The organism is Streptomyces sp. NPDC034111 (assembly GCF_055575375.1).
In genome coordinates this window covers 68373-83635 of record NZ_JBVIST010000003.1, presented here as the reverse complement: position 1 = coordinate 83635, position 15263 = coordinate 68373, and the positions used below count along the sequence as shown (strand labels likewise).

The 15263-nt window shown below is 72.1% G+C and carries 16 protein-coding genes; 9 read left to right on the top strand and 7 right to left on the bottom strand.

The features are described 5' to 3' along the window. Positions 1–153 precede the first annotated feature (153 nt). The 3 genes from mmpB to ACZ55A_RS09775 all read right to left on the bottom strand — a co-directional run bounded on the left by mmpB (position 154) and on the right by ACZ55A_RS09775 (position 2227). Complete coding sequence (mmpB, locus tag ACZ55A_RS09785; RefSeq protein ID WP_468836825.1) at positions 154–282, bottom strand: morphogenic membrane protein MmpB; 129 nt, start codon at positions 280–282, stop codon at positions 154–156. Between the two features lie 130 nt (positions 283–412). Then, positions 413–625 (bottom strand): acyl-CoA carboxylase epsilon subunit, encoded by a 213-nt coding sequence (locus ACZ55A_RS09780; protein WP_468836823.1) that lies wholly within the window; start codon positions 623–625, stop codon positions 413–415. A 12-nt stretch (positions 626–637) separates the two neighbouring features. Then, positions 638–2227 carry an acyl-CoA carboxylase subunit beta gene (locus ACZ55A_RS09775; protein ID WP_468836821.1) on the bottom strand — a complete coding sequence of 530 codons (1590 nt, stop codon included), beginning with the start codon at positions 2225–2227 and terminating at the stop codon, positions 638–640. 131 nt (positions 2228–2358) lie between these two features. On the opposite strand from ACZ55A_RS09775, the gene ACZ55A_RS09770 reads away from it, so the two are divergent. The 5 genes from ACZ55A_RS09770 (at position 2359) to hutH (ending at position 8736) form a co-directional block, all read left to right on the top strand. After that, positions 2359–3249, top strand: a complete 891-nt coding sequence (locus ACZ55A_RS09770; RefSeq protein ID WP_468836819.1) for a biotin--[acetyl-CoA-carboxylase] ligase — start codon at positions 2359–2361, stop codon at positions 3247–3249. Between the two features lie 370 nt (positions 3250–3619). Continuing rightward, positions 3620–4774, top strand: coding sequence for an adenylate/guanylate cyclase domain-containing protein (locus ACZ55A_RS09765; protein ID WP_468836817.1), 1155 nt, complete (start codon positions 3620–3622; stop codon positions 4772–4774). Positions 4775–4906: 132 nt separating this feature from the next. Next, entirely contained in the window at positions 4907–5701 is a 795-nt protein-coding gene (locus ACZ55A_RS09760) for an enoyl-CoA hydratase/isomerase family protein (protein ID WP_468836815.1), read from the top strand. Positions 5702–5975: 274 nt separating this feature from the next. Beyond that, entirely contained in the window at positions 5976–7082 is a 1107-nt protein-coding gene (locus ACZ55A_RS09755) for a GGDEF domain-containing protein (protein ID WP_468837895.1), read from the top strand. 109 nt (positions 7083–7191) lie between these two features. Then, on the top strand, positions 7192–8736 hold the full coding sequence (gene hutH, locus ACZ55A_RS09750) for a histidine ammonia-lyase (protein ID WP_468836813.1): 1545 nt from the start codon (positions 7192–7194) through the stop codon (positions 8734–8736). A gap of 51 nt (positions 8737–8787) precedes the next feature. Here hutH and ACZ55A_RS09745 read toward each other — a convergent pair whose 3' ends face one another. After that, a complete protein-coding gene (locus ACZ55A_RS09745; protein ID WP_468836811.1) occupies positions 8788–9204 on the bottom strand; it encodes a hypothetical protein in 417 nt (138 codons plus the stop codon). 109 nt (positions 9205–9313) lie between these two features. Between ACZ55A_RS09745 and ACZ55A_RS09740 the strand changes: the two genes are divergently transcribed. Both ACZ55A_RS09740 and ACZ55A_RS09735 read left to right on the top strand, forming a co-directional pair. Further along, a complete protein-coding gene (locus ACZ55A_RS09740; RefSeq protein WP_468836809.1) occupies positions 9314–9652 on the top strand; it encodes a hypothetical protein in 339 nt (112 codons plus the stop codon). A gap of 309 nt (positions 9653–9961) precedes the next feature. After that, on the top strand, positions 9962–11299 hold the full coding sequence (locus ACZ55A_RS09735; protein WP_468836807.1) for a L,D-transpeptidase: 1338 nt from the start codon (positions 9962–9964) through the stop codon (positions 11297–11299). A 151-nt stretch (positions 11300–11450) separates the two neighbouring features. On the opposite strand, the gene ACZ55A_RS09730 is transcribed toward ACZ55A_RS09735, so the two are convergent. Continuing rightward, the gene (locus ACZ55A_RS09730; RefSeq protein WP_468836805.1) at positions 11451–11861 is read right to left on the bottom strand and encodes a YybH family protein; all 411 of its coding nucleotides are present in this window, start codon (positions 11859–11861) and stop codon (positions 11451–11453) included. Positions 11862–12003: 142 nt separating this feature from the next. Here ACZ55A_RS09730 and ACZ55A_RS09725 point away from each other — a divergent pair, with 142 nt between their 5' ends. Beyond that, entirely contained in the window at positions 12004–12408 is a 405-nt protein-coding gene (locus tag ACZ55A_RS09725) for a winged helix-turn-helix transcriptional regulator (protein ID WP_468836803.1), read from the top strand. Between the two features lie 133 nt (positions 12409–12541). Beyond that, entirely contained in the window at positions 12542–13744 is a 1203-nt protein-coding gene (locus ACZ55A_RS09720; RefSeq protein WP_468837892.1) for a DUF2786 domain-containing protein, read from the top strand. Positions 13745–13903: 159 nt separating this feature from the next. Here ACZ55A_RS09720 and ACZ55A_RS09715 read toward each other — a convergent pair whose 3' ends face one another. Both ACZ55A_RS09715 and ACZ55A_RS09710 read right to left on the bottom strand, forming a co-directional pair. After that, a complete protein-coding gene (locus tag ACZ55A_RS09715; protein WP_468836801.1) occupies positions 13904–14617 on the bottom strand; it encodes a class I SAM-dependent methyltransferase in 714 nt (237 codons plus the stop codon). Then, on the bottom strand, positions 14614–15261 hold the full coding sequence (locus ACZ55A_RS09710; protein WP_468836799.1) for a response regulator: 648 nt from the start codon (positions 15259–15261) through the stop codon (positions 14614–14616). The genes ACZ55A_RS09715 and ACZ55A_RS09710 overlap by 4 nt, the downstream gene beginning before the upstream one ends. Positions 15262–15263 lie beyond the last annotated feature (2 nt).

The following is a 15263-nucleotide window of genomic DNA, read 5'->3' as shown; positions in this document are numbered from 1 at the left end:
CGTCGGCGGCAGCGCGGGTCCGGGCGGCCCAACGCCCGAATTGCGCTCTTCGAGGGTGAAAGATGAGATTCCGATGGCTCTGGTTGCAGGAGGGAATTGTGACCGTTGCCTCCCGCCGTACGGGAACTCTTATCGCTGTGCGAGCAGAAACATCTATCGCTGTGCGAGCAGGAACATCAGCACCACGGCCGCCACGGCCAGCACGATGCCCAGCCGGCGGAGCATGGCCTGTACATCGCGCAGCTCCTCGGGCGGCTCATCGGGCGGATCTGACCACAGCATGTATCGATCCTGTGCCCGTCGCGCCCGTGGCGCCTGAGTACGCGTACTCAGGCGCCACCGCACAAAGGACTAGTCAATGCATCATGCACCGACCTGACCGGGCGGTCACGCCGCCCGGCTTCCGCGCAGCTCAGCGCGGCCAGTAACTCGTCCGCCAGGCCCGCGGCCCCGGATGCGGCAGCCGCGCCCGGGCCGGAACCGTGGACGCCGGATCGGACCACTCGCTGCCCCGGTCCGCACTCCCCGGGGCGACGGCAGCGGCGGCCGCCGCCCGGGCCTGGACCACCGCCAGTGCGGCGGCCAGCTCCTCAGGTGTCGGATTGCCCCGTACGACCTTGATCATCTGGACCGCCTCCTACAGGGGGATGTTGCCGTGCTTCTTCGGCGGCAGGGCCTCCCGCTTGTTGCGCAGCGAGCGCAGCCCCCGGACGATGTGCCGGCGCGTCTCGGACGGCATGATCACCGCGTCGACGTAGCCGCGCTCGGCCGCCACGTACGGGTTCAGCAGGGCGTCCTCGTACTCCTGGATCAGCTCCTGGCGCCGGAGCTCCTGCGCGGCCGGATCCTCGATCGCGGCCAGCGTCCGGCGGTAGAGGATGTTGACCGCACCCTGCGCGCCCATGACCGCGATCTGCGCGGTCGGCCAGGCCAGGTTCAGATCGGCACCCAGGTGCTTGGAGCCCATGACGTCGTACGCGCCGCCGAACGCCTTGCGGGTGATGACCGTGATCAGCGGGACCGTCGCCTCCGCGTAGGCGTAGATCAGCTTGGCGCCGCGCCGGATGATCCCGTCGTACTCCTGGTCGGTCCCCGGGAGGAAGCCGGGGACGTCGACGAAGGTCAGCACCGGGATGTTGTAGGCGTCGCAGGTCCGCACGAAGCGTGCGGCCTTCTCGCTCGCCTTGATGTCGAGGGTGCCGGCGAACTGCATCGGCTGGTTGGCGACCACGCCGACCGAATGGCCCTCGACCCGCCCGAAGCCGGTGACGATGTTCGGTGCGAACAGCGCCTGGGTCTCGAAGAATTCGCCGTCGTCCAGGACGTGCTCGATCGCCGTGATCATGTCGTACGGCTGGTTGGCCGAGTCCGGGACGAGGACGTCCAGCTCACGGTCGTAGTCCGAGGTCTCCAGGTCCGCCTCCTCGGCGAAGACCGGCGGCTCGGAGAGGTTGTTGGACGGCAGGTAGGACAGCAGCCCCTTGACGTAGTCGATGGCGTCCTTCTCGTCACCCGCCATGTGGTGCGCCACGCCCGAGGTGGAGTTGTGGGTACGGGCGCCACCCAGCTCCTCGAAGCCCACGTCCTCGCCGGTGACCGTCTTGATGACGTCGGGCCCGGTGATGAACATGTGCGAGGTCTGGTCGACCATCACGGTGAAGTCGGTGATGGCGGGGGAGTAGACCGCACCGCCCGCGCACGGGCCGACGATCAGGCTGATCTGCGGGATCACGCCGGACGCGTGGGTGTTGCGGCGGAAGATCTCGCCGTACATGCCCAGCGAGACCACGCCCTCCTGGATGCGCGCGCCGCCGGAGTCGTTGATGCCGATGACCGGGCAGCCGGTCTTCAGCGCGAAGTCCATCACCTTGACGATCTTCTCGCCGAAGACCCCGCCGAGCGCCCCGCCGAAGACCGTGAAGTCCTGCGAGAAGACCGCCACCGGGCGTCCGTCGACGGTGCCGTAGCCCGTCACCACACCGTCGCCGTACGGGCGGTTCTGCTCCAGCCCGAAGTTCGTCGACCGGTGCCGGGCGAATTCGTCCAGCTCGACGAACGAGCCCTCGTCCAGCAGCAGGTCGATGCGCTCACGCGCCGTCAACTTGCCCTTCGCATGCTGCTTTTCCACTGCACGGGCGGAACCGGCGTGGGTGGCTTCTTCGACCCGCCGCTGCAGATCCGCCAGTTTGCCCGCGGTGGTGTGGGTGTTTGCTTCCGGCTCGGACATCGGGATGCGGCTCCTGCTCGTCCTGGACTGGTGCTCGTACTGAGGGTGGTACGTGTGTGGCTACCAATCCGTAGCGTATCCGCGGGGCTGCTCACGGGCACTGCGTCGTTGACCACACCTAGGCTGGTGCCATGACGCCTCAACCACCGGAAAACCGGGACAAAGAAGCCGGTCGCTGGAGCGATCTGGACCGCCCGCCGCTGAACGCCACCGCGCTGCGCCGCGCCCTGGTACGCCCCGGCAGCGTCTGGACGTCCCTCGACCTGGTCCCCGCCACCGGCTCCACCAACACCGACCTGGCGGACCGGGCGGCCAAGGGCGAGCGCGAGGGCGCCGTTCTGGTGGCCGAGGAGCAGACCGCCGGCCGCGGCCGGCTCGACCGCACCTGGTCGGCGCCCCCGCGCTCCGGCCTCTTCTTCTCCGTCTACCTCACCCCGCGGGTCCCCGTGGCGCGCTGGAGCTGGCTCCCCCTGCTCGCCGGCGTCGCCACCGCCACCGCGCTGTCCCGTACGGCCGGCGTCGACACCGCACTCAAGTGGCCCAACGACCTCCTGGTCACCGTCGAGGGCGGCGAACGCAAGGCCGGCGGCATCCTCGCCGAGCGGGCCGGCGACGGCGTCGTCATCGGCATCGGTCTCAACGTCACCCTCTCCGCCGGGGAGCTCCCCGTCCCCGCCGCCGGCTCCCTCGCCCTGGCCGGGGCCCGCACCACCGACCGTGACCCGCTGCTGCGCGCCGTACTGCGCTCCCTGGAGCACTGGTACGGCGAGTGGCAGTCCGCCGACGGTGACCCCGCCGCCAGCGGCCTCCAGGAGACCTACGCCGCGGGCTGCGCCACCCTGGGCCGCGCGGTACGCGCCGAGCTCCCCGGCGACACCGCGATCACCGGCGAGGCGGTCGCCATCGACGGTGACGGGCGGCTGGTACTGGCCACCGGCGAGGGCGTGCAGCAGCCGGTGGGAGCGGGCGACATCATCCATCTGCGCCCGGCCGGAGGGGACGGCACCGGACGGACGGAGTGACGCGCCGAGGGGGGACGCCGCGACCCTGGCAACGCCCCCCGTATCAACCGGAACCACCCACGGCTCCGCCCCGGCCCGCCCACACGTACCCGTGGCGACACCGCGACTGGGCAACGTCCCCCGTATCAACCGGAACCACCCACGGCTCCGCCCCGGCCCGCCCACACGTACCCGTGGCGACACCGCGACTGGGCAACGCCCCCCGTATCAATCGAAACCACCCACGGCTCCGCCCCGGCCCGCCCACGCGTACCCGTGGCTGTGAGCCACAGCACACCTGCCGTATCGTTGAGGCGGTCCGCCGGGGAGCGGACCCAGGGCGAGCAGTGATCGGAAGGGCAGTGCGCAGGGATCGGACAGGGAGCGGCCGGTGACCGCCGACGACTCGGGCGCCACCCCGCGCGATGTGGACACCGAGGACGCCGCCGTACGCGACGTCCCCGAAGGCGACCCGCCGGCAGCCGGTGACGAGGGCGAAGACAACACCATCGCCATCCGCCTCGAACAACTCATCCTCGGCGCCGACCGCCGCTACACGCCGTTCCAGGCGGCCCGCAGCGCCGGTGTCTCCATGGACCTCGCGGCGCGCTTCTGGCGGGCCATGGGCTTCGCCGACATCGGCCAGGTCAAGGCGCTCACCGAGGCCGATGTGCTGGCCCTGCGCCGGCTCGCCGGTCTGGTGGAGGCCGGGCTGCTGAGCGAGGCGATGGCCGTCCAGGTCGCCCGCTCCACGGGCCAGACCACCGCCCGCCTCGCCGACTGGCAGATCGACTCCTTCCTGGAGGGCCTCACCGAGCCCCAGGACTCCGGTCTGACCCGTACGGAGATCACCTATCCGCTGGTCGAGCTGCTGCTGCCGGAGCTGGAGGAGTTCCTGGTCTACGTCTGGCGACGGCAGCTCGCCGCCGCCACCGGCCGGGTCGTACGGGCCCAGGACGACGCCGAGATGGTCGACCGCCGGCTCGCCGTCGGCTTCGCCGACCTGGTGGGCTTCACCCGGCTGACCCGCCGCCTGGAGGAGGAGGAACTGGGCGAGCTGGTCGAGGCGTTCGAGACCACCTGTTCCGACCTGGTGGCCGCACACGGCGGCCGGCTCATCAAGACCCTCGGCGACGAGGTGCTGTTCTCCGCCGACGATGCCGGGGTCGCCGCCGAGATCGGCCTGCGGCTGATCGAGACCATGACCCACGACGAGACGATGCCCGAGCTGCGGGTCGGCATCGCCTTCGGCACCGTCACGACCCGGATGGGCGATGTCTTCGGCACCACCGTCAATCTGGCCAGCCGGCTGACGTCGATAGCGCCGAAGGACACCGTGCTGGTGGACGAGGCGTTCGCCGAGGAGCTGGCGCGGATCGGCGATGCACCGGTCTCAGAGGCGGACGCCGCGGCGGCGGAGAAGGCCGCCGAGGAGGGCACCGGCGAGCCGCCGCCGTCGTACCGCTTCGCCCTCCAGCCGATGTGGCAGCGGCCGGTGCGCGGGCTGGGCGTTGTGGAGCCGTGGCTGCTGACCCGGCGCGGCTGAGCGCCGGCCACCCGGCGCCGCGTCACCCGGCAGCGGCTCGTCAGCCCTCTGTCCCGTGCGGCCCTCACCTGGCATGATCCTTCCAGTCGCTCAGGTCAACGCTCGTTAACAGGGACACCAGGGAGGGCCTTCATGCAACGGTTCGGCGCGGACGGATGGGTCGGCATCGAGCACCACGGCCATGTGGCGGAGCTGGTCATGGACCGCCCCAAGGCCATGAACGCCGTCTCCACGGCCATGGCCGACGGCCTGGCGCAGGCCTGCGCGGAGCTGGCCGCGGACCGCTCCGTACGGGCGGTGGTGCTCACCTCCACCCATGAGCGGGCGTTCTGCGTGGGCGCCGACCTCAAGGAGCGCAACTCCTTCACCGACGCGGACCTGATGCGCCAGCGCCCGCACACCCGGGCCGCCTATACGGGCGTACTGGAGCTGCCGGTGCCCACCGTCGCCGCGGTGCACGGCTTCGCGCTCGGCGGCGGCTTCGAGCTGGCGCTGGCCTGCGATCTGATCGTCGCGGACGGTACGGCGGTGGTCGGGCTGCCGGAGGTGTCGGTGGGCGTCATCCCCGGCGGCGGGGGCACCCAGCTGCTGCCGCGCCGGGTGGGTGCGGCGCGCGCCGCCGAGCTGGTGTTCACCGCCCGGCGGGTGCCGGCGGCCGAGGCGGCGGAGCTGGGGCTGATCGACCGGCTGGCCGAGGACGGGCAGGACCGTACCGAGGCGCTGGAGCTGGCGGCGCGGATCGCCCGTAACTCCCCGGTCGGTCTGCGTGCCGCCAAACGCGCCCTGCGGCTGGGGCACGGCCTCGATCTGCGGACCGGTCTGGACGTGGAGGACGGCGCCTGGCGCAGTGTGGCCTTCTCCGGGGACCGCGCGGAGGGTGTGGCGGCCTTCAACGAGAAGCGGGAGCCGCAGTGGCCGGGGGAGTGAGGCGGCCCGGCGGCGAGGGCCGCACGCCGTCCAGGCACGTGGCGTACGAGGACGGTCACGCACCGTGAAGAAGGTGGGCCCTTGCTCCTCGATCGGCCCTCACCAGCCAGGACGCGGATAACGCCCAGGTGTCATTCACCGGCTGAAAGGGGCGAAAGGGGTTAAACATTCCTACGCTGTAGTACAGAGCGTGCTCACGGTGACGGAATGTGAGGATCCGGTGACGGGCGAGGGCGATGCGCGGCTGCGGGCCGTGGTGGAGCTGGCGCAGGCGATGGCGGCCGCGCACACGCCGCGCGAATCGGCGCACGCCGCGGCGCAGGGCGTGCGCCAGGCCCTGGGCGGTTCCTTCGCGGCGATCTCGAAATGGGAGCGCGAGCGGGGGAAGCTGCGGGTGCTGGTCAACATCGGCGAACTCGCCGAGGGCGAGGAGGAGTTCCCGGAGGACGAGAGCTACCCGGTCCATGAATTCCCGGAGATCGTCGGCTTTCTGCACGAGCAGTGGGCCGGCGGCGGCGAGCCCAGCGCCTGGGTGGAGACCGCCGAGGCGGACCCGGCGCCGGGCGCGGGCCGGGACGCCGGTCCGTACAACCACCAGCGGGTGGCCGCACTGCGCCGCCGCGGCCGGGGCTGCTGCGTGGTCGCGCCGATCGTGCTGCACGGCCGGGCGTGGGGCGAGCTGTATGTCGCCCGGCGCACCGGCGAGCCCGTCTTCGGCCCGGCGGACGCCGACTTCGCCGGGGTGCTCGCCGCGGTGACGGCCGCCGGGATCGCCCAGACCGAGCGGCTGGCGGAGGCCCGCCGGCTGGCCTTCACCGATGCCCTCACCGGCCTCGCCAACCGCCGCGCCGTCGATATGCGGCTGGACGAGGCGCTGGAGCTGCACCGCGGCGGCGAGGTGGTGGTCAGTCTGGTGGTGTGCGATCTCAACGGGCTGAAGCGGGTCAACGACTCCCGCGGCCATGCGGTGGGGGACCGGCTGCTGGAGCGATTCGGTTCGGTGCTGTCGCTGTGCGGTGCGATGCTGCCCGGCACGCTCGCCGCCCGGCTCGGCGGCGACGAGTTCTGTCTGCTCGCGGTGGGCCCGCCGGCCGACGAGGTGGTCAAGGTGGCCGGTGAACTGTGCGAGCGCGCGGGGGAGTTGGACCTCGGCGAGGGGGTCGCGGTGGGGGTCGCCTCGACCGGCGACCCGATCGGCCCGGTACGCAGCGGCCGCCGGCTCTTCCGGCTCGCGGACGCCGCGCAGTACAAGGCGAAGGCGGCGGGGTCCGGTGAGCCGGTGGTGGCCGGCCGGCACGGCGGCAAGGACGACCCGGTCGTCCGGCTCGCGGACGCCCCCGACCGGCGCCCGGGGCCGGAGCGCCGGCGCTTCCGGAGGTGAGGCGGCAGGCCCTTGCGCAGTCCCCGGATCCCGGTGCTCACTCCCGGTAAGGGGTGATCCCGAAATCCGGTGGTGACATCCGGCGATTCAGTCTCTAGGGTGCCTGAATATGGATATGCACACTGTGGTGCTGGGGACGTCCGGCACGACCGCACAGGACGTCATCGCGGTGGCCCGCGGCGCGGCCCGGATCGAGCTGTCCCAGGAGGCCCTCGCGGCCGTCGCCACCTCCCGCGCCTTCATCGACGAACTCGCCGCCAAGCCCGAACCCGTCTACGGCGTCTCCACCGGCTTCGGCGCCCTCGCCGTCCGCCACATCAGCCCCGAACTGCGGGCTCAGCTCCAGCGCAACATCGTGCGCTCGCACGCCGCCGGTATGGGCCCGCGGGTCGAGCGCGAGGTTGTCCGCGCGCTGATGTTCCTGCGGCTCAAGACGCTCGCCTCCGGGCACACCGGCGTCCGCCCGCTGGTCGTCGAGACCATGGCGGCCATACTCAACGCCGGCATCACGCCGGTCGTGCACGAGTACGGCTCGCTCGGCTGCTCCGGCGACCTCGCACCGCTCTCGCACTGTGCGCTGACGCTGATGGGCGAGGGCGACGCGGAAGGCCCCGACGGCGTCGTCCGGCCGGCCGGCGAACTCCTCGCGGCGCACGGCATCGCGCCCGTCGAACTGCGCGAGAAGGAGGGCCTGGCGCTGCTCAACGGCACCGACGGCATGCTCGGCATGCTCGTGATGGCCTGCGCCGACCTCGCCCGGCTGTTCACCTCGGCGGACATCACCGCGGCCCTCTCCCTGGAGGCGCTGCTCGGCACCGACAAGGTGCTCGCACCCGAACTGCACGCCATCCGCCCGCACCCCGGGCAGGCCGCCTCGGCCGCCAACATGCACAAGGTCCTGGCCGGTTCGGGCCTCACCGGCCACCACCAGGACGACGCACCGCGCGTCCAGGACGCCTACTCCCTCCGCTGCGCCCCGCAGGTCGCCGGCGCCGGCCGGGACACCCTGGCGCACGCCCGCCTGGTCGCCGACCGCGAGCTGGCGGCGGCGGTCGACAACCCCGTCGTCCTGCCGGACGGCCGGGTCGAGTCCAACGGCAACTTCCACGGCGCGCCGGTCGCCTACGTCCTGGACTTCCTGGCCATCGCCGCGGCCGACCTGGGCTCCATCGCCGAGCGCCGCACCGACCGCCTGCTGGACAAGAACCGCTCGCACGGCCTGCCCGCCTTCCTGGCCGGCGACCCGGGCGTCGACTCCGGCCTGATGATCGCTCAGTACACCCAGGCCGCGCTGGTCAGCGAGCTCAAGCGGCTGGCCGCCCCCGCCTCGGTGGACTCCATCCCGTCCTCCGCCATGCAGGAGGACCATGTCTCCATGGGCTGGTCGGCGGCCCGCAAGCTGCGCACCGCCGTCGACAACCTGACCCGGATCATCGCCGTCGAGCTCTACGCGGCGACCCGGGCCATCGAGATGCGCGCGGGCCTGACCCCGGCGCCCGCCACCCGCGCAGTGCTGGACGCGGTGCGCGCGGCGGGCATCCAAGGGCCGGGTGAGGACCGCTTCCTGGCACCGGACCTGGAGGGCGCCTACGCGTTCGTGCGGGACGGCAAGCTGGTGGCGGCCGTTGAGCCGGTCACCGGGGAGCTGGCGTAGGAGAAGGGGGTGCCCGGCCGGTTGCGCCCGGGTGCCCCGCAGACCGCCGGGTCAGGCCGTTTCGTCGCGGGTGCGGCGTACGGAGTAGCTGACCAGCCCGGCGCCGAGCGCGAGGCAGGCGGCGCCGCCGATCACGTACGGAGTGGTGTCCGGGCTGCCGGTGTCGGCGAGGAAGTGCCGCGCGGCGGCGGAGCCGGAGCCCTGGGTGCCGTTGCCGGAGTCCTGGGTTCCGCCGGCGGGGTCCAGGACTCCACTGCCCGGAGCGGTCTCGTCCGTGCCGGTCGTGGTGGAGGCGGCGCCGTCGTCCTGCACACCGCTGCCCGTCCCGGCCGGTGTGGAGGCGGCCCGCAGGCCGGAATCTGTCGTTCCGTCAGTCCCCACGAGCGCCTGGGCGGAGGGGACGAACCACAGGGCGAACAGCACCGATCCCGCGGCTGCGGCGGTCAGCAGTGGTCGTCGAGCGGTCACGGAAGCGATCCTCCTTGTGGGTTCGGCGAATTGGCCGTTGACCTCAGATGTTAATGACCGCCGCGGGTCGCGGGGAAGTCAGGAGCCGTCCATGCCTAACCTCCGTGCTATGAGCAATGGTGAGACATCACGTTATGTGCGGCTTCATGTCGAATTGATCATGGAGATCACCGACGCCGGTCAGCTGACCGGCGCCGCCCTCGACCACATCGACGGCGACCCCTCGCTCCCCGACGAGGAGCGCAGACAGTCCCAGGAGACCGTCAAGGACGACCCGGCGGAGGCGCTGGCCCAGCTGATCGACCCGTTCGATCTCGTCACCGCCGTGCCGGGCACCGAACTCGCCCAGGCGTCCTGGAGCAGTGAGGAGCTGAACGATTACGACCCGGACGCCGAGTGGGACGCGGCGGAGTGGGACCTGGCGGACGACGCGGACGGGGAGGGCTGACACCGACAGCTACGCCGGGAGCCGCCCTCCCGGCCACTGGCCACGGCCCCCGTACGGCTTCCTGCCGTGCGGGGGCCGACTGTGTGTCGGGCTCTGCACTGTCGGGCTGGGCGACCGGCCGCCGGGGCCGCCGTTCGCGAGACGTGTGCTGAGTGGCCTAGCCCACACTTTTCGCAGGCATGGAACGGGCGAAACGGAAAAGGCGTTCATATGGCGTCGGCCGGAATGGCAGCGTCCACCAATGCCTGCGTTCAGTTGGCAGCTCGCTCGGGGATTTTCGCGAAGTCGGTAGCAATGGAGATGCGTGTGATGACGGACAGCAAGCGCCGCAAGCGGCTCATAGCCAGCGCTGCGCTGCTCGGGGGCGTACTCACGCTGGCGGCGTGTGGCGGCAGCAGCGCGGCCGACAAGGACGCCACCCGGCACGAGAACGCCCAGCAGGTCGACGAGGCCGCGGCGAAGGACGCTTCCGACGCCAGAATCACCATCTCGCCGAAGGACGGGGCCACCGGCTCCGGCCTCAACAACGCCAAGGTCACGGTCAGTGGCGGCAAGCTCACCGACGTCACCATGACCTCCGTCGAGACCAACCGGACGGTCCAGGGCTCGCTGTCCGCCGACGGCACCTCCTGGACGCCGGACCAGCCGCTGAGCCGTTCGACGGCGTACAAGGTCACGGCGCATGCGGTGGACTCCCAGGGCCGCAAGGCGGTGGAGAACTCCAGCTTCACCACGGTCGCCCCGACGAACAGCTTCATCGGGAACTTCACCCCGGAGGACGGCTCGACCGTCGGTGTCGGTATGCCGGTGTCGATCAACTTCGACAAGCCGGTCAAGAACAAGGCCGACGTGGAGTCCGCGATCCAGGTCTCGGCCAGCAGCAACCAGCAGGTCGTCGGCCACTGGTTCAGCGACACCCGGCTGGACTTCCGCCCCCAGGAGTACTGGAAGGCCAACACCAAGGTCACCATGAAGCTCGGCCTCGACGGCGTCCAGGCCTCGCCGGGTGTCACCGGCATCCAGAACAAGACCGTCGGCTTCACCGTGGGTCACTCTCAGGTCAGCACCGTTGACACCAAGAAGCACAAGATGACAGTGGTGCGTGACGGCCGGGTCATCAAGACCATCCCGATCTCCGCCGGCGGCGACGAGAACCCGACCTACAACGGTGCGATGGTCATCTCCGAGCGGTTCAAGCAGACCCGGATGGACGGCTCGACGGTCGGCTTCAAGAAGAAGAACGGCAAGGGCGAGTACGACATCCACGACGTCCCGCACGCCCAGCGCCTCTCCGCCTCCGGCACGTTCATCCACGGCAACTACTGGGGCAAGGGCATCTTCGGCAAGTCCAACACCAGCCATGGCTGCATCGGCCTGGAGGATGTCAAGGGCGCCGATGACCCCAAGACGGACGGAGCCTGGTTCTTCGACCACTCGCAGCTCGGCGATGTCGTCAAGGTGATCAACTCCAAGGACCGCACCATCAAGCCGGACAACGGCCTGAACGGCTGGAACATGGACTGGTCGCAGTGGGTGGCAGGCAGCGCGGCGCAGTCGGGCACTGCGGTGCAGTCGGGGAACGCAGTGCAGTCGGGGAGCGCGGTGCCGTCGAGCAGTGCGGTGCCGTCGGGGAGCGCAGCGCAGTGACGTCAGCGGTCATGACCGTTTCATGACCCCTGGCCGCTCACCTCTGACCCGCTCTGACTCCCGCTGACCTCCTCTGACCCGCCACCTCACGGCGTGTGACAGACGCCCGGCGATGCCGTCTCCACGGCACGCCGGGCGTCGTCGTTGCCCGTCAGCTGCGGTCCTCCGGGACGCTGCCGCCGAAGGGGCTGTCGATCACATAGCGCCAGCGGCCGTCCGGCCCGCGCCGCGCGACATCGGTCGCGGTACCCCGTATCCGCCCTCCCGTACCGGCCTGACCGTCGAGCTCCCAGTCCACGACCAGCAGCGCGGTATCGCCGGCGACCTGGATCTGCCGCGGCCGTACGGTGATCGGCAGACCGAGGCCGAGGAACCCGGCGTTGGCCTGCCGGATCGCCTCCGGTGTCGTGGCCGGTGCGCCGTCGCGCGGCACGAACACCGCCTCCGGCGCGTACATCTCCTGCACCGCGTCCGCATCGCCCGCGTTGAAGCGCCGGGCGAAGACCGCAGGGATGTCGTGGGCTTCGCGTGGCAGGTCGGGCTGAGCAGAATGGGACGGCACGGGCGTCGCCTCCTCGGTGGTGGTCCAGTGCGGTCGGCCGGCCTGTGGTGCGGTCGGCCGGACCGGTGTGGTCGCCGTTCCGGTGTGGTCGCCGGTCCGGTGTTGGCCGGTCGCTGCCGGCGAAACCCTAGGAGGCCCCCTCGTGACTCACCGAACGGTTCGGCACCCGCCCGGTCTGCCCGATGACGCCCGGGCGGCGGTCCGCGCCCCGGCCACCGACTGCCCCGTGGAGATCGCCCTCGGCGCACTCGGCGGCCGCTGGACGACCCTCGTCATCCGCGAACTGCTCCGCGGCCCGCACACCTACAGCGAACTCGCCGCCGCGCTCCCCACCCTCTCCGACAAGGTGCTCACCGACCGGCTCGCCCAGCTCGTCGCCAAGGGCGTGGCCCACCGCGACCGCATCGCCGGCTGGCCGCCCACCGTGCGCTACCGCCTCACGGACCACGGACGGGAGCTGGGCCCCGTACTACAGGCGCTCTGGGACTGGGGGGCCGCAGCCGGCAGCCTCCCGAACGCCGCGGCGGGGGAGTCCTCCGTAGAGTGACCGGGTGAGTGAGCGCGGAAAAACAGGGCGCGGGGGTAACGGCCGGGGAGACACCGGCCGCGCGGGTGCCGGTAGCGGAAGCGCCGGGCGCGGCCGGCCGGCGGCGTCGGCCGCCGATGAGCTGGTCGCGGGGGTGCTCGGCAGCGTCCGTTACGCGTCGGACGGCGCGCCGGCCGAGGACGCCATCGAGGCGGGCGCCTCGATGCTGGCCGCGGCCGCACCCGGCCTGGAGGCGGTGAGCGCGGCGCTGGTGGCGGCCGCCGCCGAGGGCGTACGGCAGTGCTGGGCTGGCGGCTGGCAGCCGGCCGACCTGGAGCGGATCGTACGGCGCGATGCGTCGGACGCCACCCTGGCCGCCCTGGTCGTCGATGCCATCGCGGCCGAGGCCGCCCGGCTGGCCAAGGCCCGGCCCGCGCATGACACCCGCTGGTCCGAGCAGCTGCGCCGGCTCGGCGCCGAGGTCTGGTGGGACTCCGACCGCGGCTACCTCGACGCGCTGGCCAGGCGCCGCCGTACCTCCCGCTTCGAGACCGCGTACGACGTGCTGGCGGTGCTGCGCATGCTCGCCCGGCTGCCCCGTATCACCCCGCTGCCGCCCACGGCCGGCGAGCCGCACCGCCCCGCCGACGCCGCGGCCTCCCGCGCCCTCGGCCGGATCCGCGGTCTGCTCGCCAAGGCCGAGGCGACCGACTACGCCGAGGAGGCGGAGGCGCTGTCCGCCAAGGCGCAGGAGCTGATGGCCCGGCACAGCATCGACGAGGCGCTGCTCGACAGCGCGGCCGGCTCCCGGGACGGCAAGGCCGGCGGCCCGTCGGCGGTCCGCATCGGTATCGAGGGACCGTACGAACAGGCCAAGGCACTGCTTCTCGACGCGGTCGCGGCCGCCAACCGCTGCCAGGCCGTCTGGGCCGCCGACGTCGGCTTCTCGACGCTCATCGGCTTCGCACCGGACCTGGAGGCGGCCGAACTCCTCTACACCTCGCTGCTTCTCCAGGCCACCGCCGCGATGAACCGCGCCGGCGACGACCACCACGCCCGCGGACGCTCCCGCCGCACCCGGGACTTCCGCCAGACCTTCCTCGTCGCGTACGCGGACCGGATCCGCGTCCGGCTGACGGCGGCCACCGCGGCCGCGACGGCCGCGGCCACCGCCGCATCCGACGGCGCGGCCCCGGACCTCCTCCCGGTCCTCGCCGCCCGCGAACTCGCGGTGGCCGAAACCACCGGCACCCTCTTCCCGGACACCGCCCCGGTCCGCCTGCGAGGCATCCGCGACGCCGACGGCTGGCATCAGGGCAGAGCCGCCGCGGACCGCGCCGAACTGGGCGACGGGTGAGGGGACGAGGGCGTGCAAGGGATGTGCCAGGGGTGTGCAGGGGGCGTTCAGGGGACGTCTGCTCTGCGGTCGGTCTGTGTGGCCTCGCTCGTGCCCCGGCCGGCCGCGTAAGCCCGTAGCTGGCCAGCCCGTAGGCCCGTAGGCCCGTGGCCGGCCTCGCTACCCCGCGTCCACCCACGCGATGCGCCGTACCACCCGCGGATCCCGATGTGCCACCTCGGCCCGCCCCGCCACCGTGAACCCCCAGTCCACCAGCGCGCGTTCGGTCCCCTGGCTGCCGGCCTCCTCCGTATACGGGCCGACCACCAGCCGCCCGCCCGGCGCCACCACCGCCGCGAGCAGATGCCCCACCAGGTCCGGCCGCCGGCGCTCCGGTACGTACTCCAGCCCCACCCGCACGACATCGAACCGTCGCGGCGGCACCCACGTCAGCGCATTGCCCTCCCAGATGCGGTCCGCGCAGTGCGGCAGCCGCTGCCTGGCCAGTGCCACCAACTCCCCGACGATGTCCAGCCCGTAGAGCTCCAGCCGCAGCCCGTCGGCCGCCGCCCAGCGCTCCAGGGACTCCATCAGATAGCCGTTCGCGCACCCGCAGTCCAGGAACGTCCCGTCCCGCTCCACTGCCTCCAGCACAAAACGCCGGGCCGCCACCCAGCCCGCCTCGTCACACGTCATGCCCGACTGGCCCCACGGCGTCTCCGCCGCGAGATACGCCGGCCGTACCAGCCCGGCAACCGCCGCATGCCAGCCGGCCTCGTCGATCTGCCCGGCCTCCAACGCCGCATCGATCGCCGCGACTTCCCGCCAGGCGTTCTCCTTGAGCGCCTGGACGGACGCCGCACCGACGGCGCCGGACCCGCTGCCTGGCCTCACGCCAACAATCCCCGCTCCAGCGCCGTGATCACCGCCGCCGTCCGGTCCGACACCTCCAGCTTCTTGAAGGCCCGCAGCAGATGCGTCTTGACCGTGGCCTCACCGATGAAGAGTTCCCGGCCGATCTCGGCATTGGTCAGGCCCTGGCTGACCAGCCGCAGCACCTCGCACTCCCGGACCGACAGCAGCGGCGCCTCCACCGCCCGGGCCCGGAACAGCTTGCTGGCCAGGGAAGGGGTCAGCACGGTCCCGCCCCGCGCGGCGGCATGCACGGCGTCGATCAGCTCCGCCCGGGAACTCCCCTTGAGCAGATAGCCGGCCGCGCCCGCCTCCACCGCCCGCAGGATGTCGCCGTCGTCCTCGTACGTGGTGACGATGACCACCCGGCTGCCCGGCGACCGCCGCAGGATCTGCCCGGTCGCCGCGACCCCGTCCATCCCGCCCATCCGCAGATCGAGCAGCACGACGTCAGGAGCGAGCCGTTCCGCCAGCGTGACGGCCTCCTCGCCGGAGCCCGCCTGCCCGACGATCTCGATCCCCGGGTCGGATTCGAGCATCGCGCACAGGCCCTCGCGCACAACGGGGTGGTCATCCGCCAGCATCACCCTGACCACCCTGGCCCGCGCACTCCCCGCAGCATTCATCG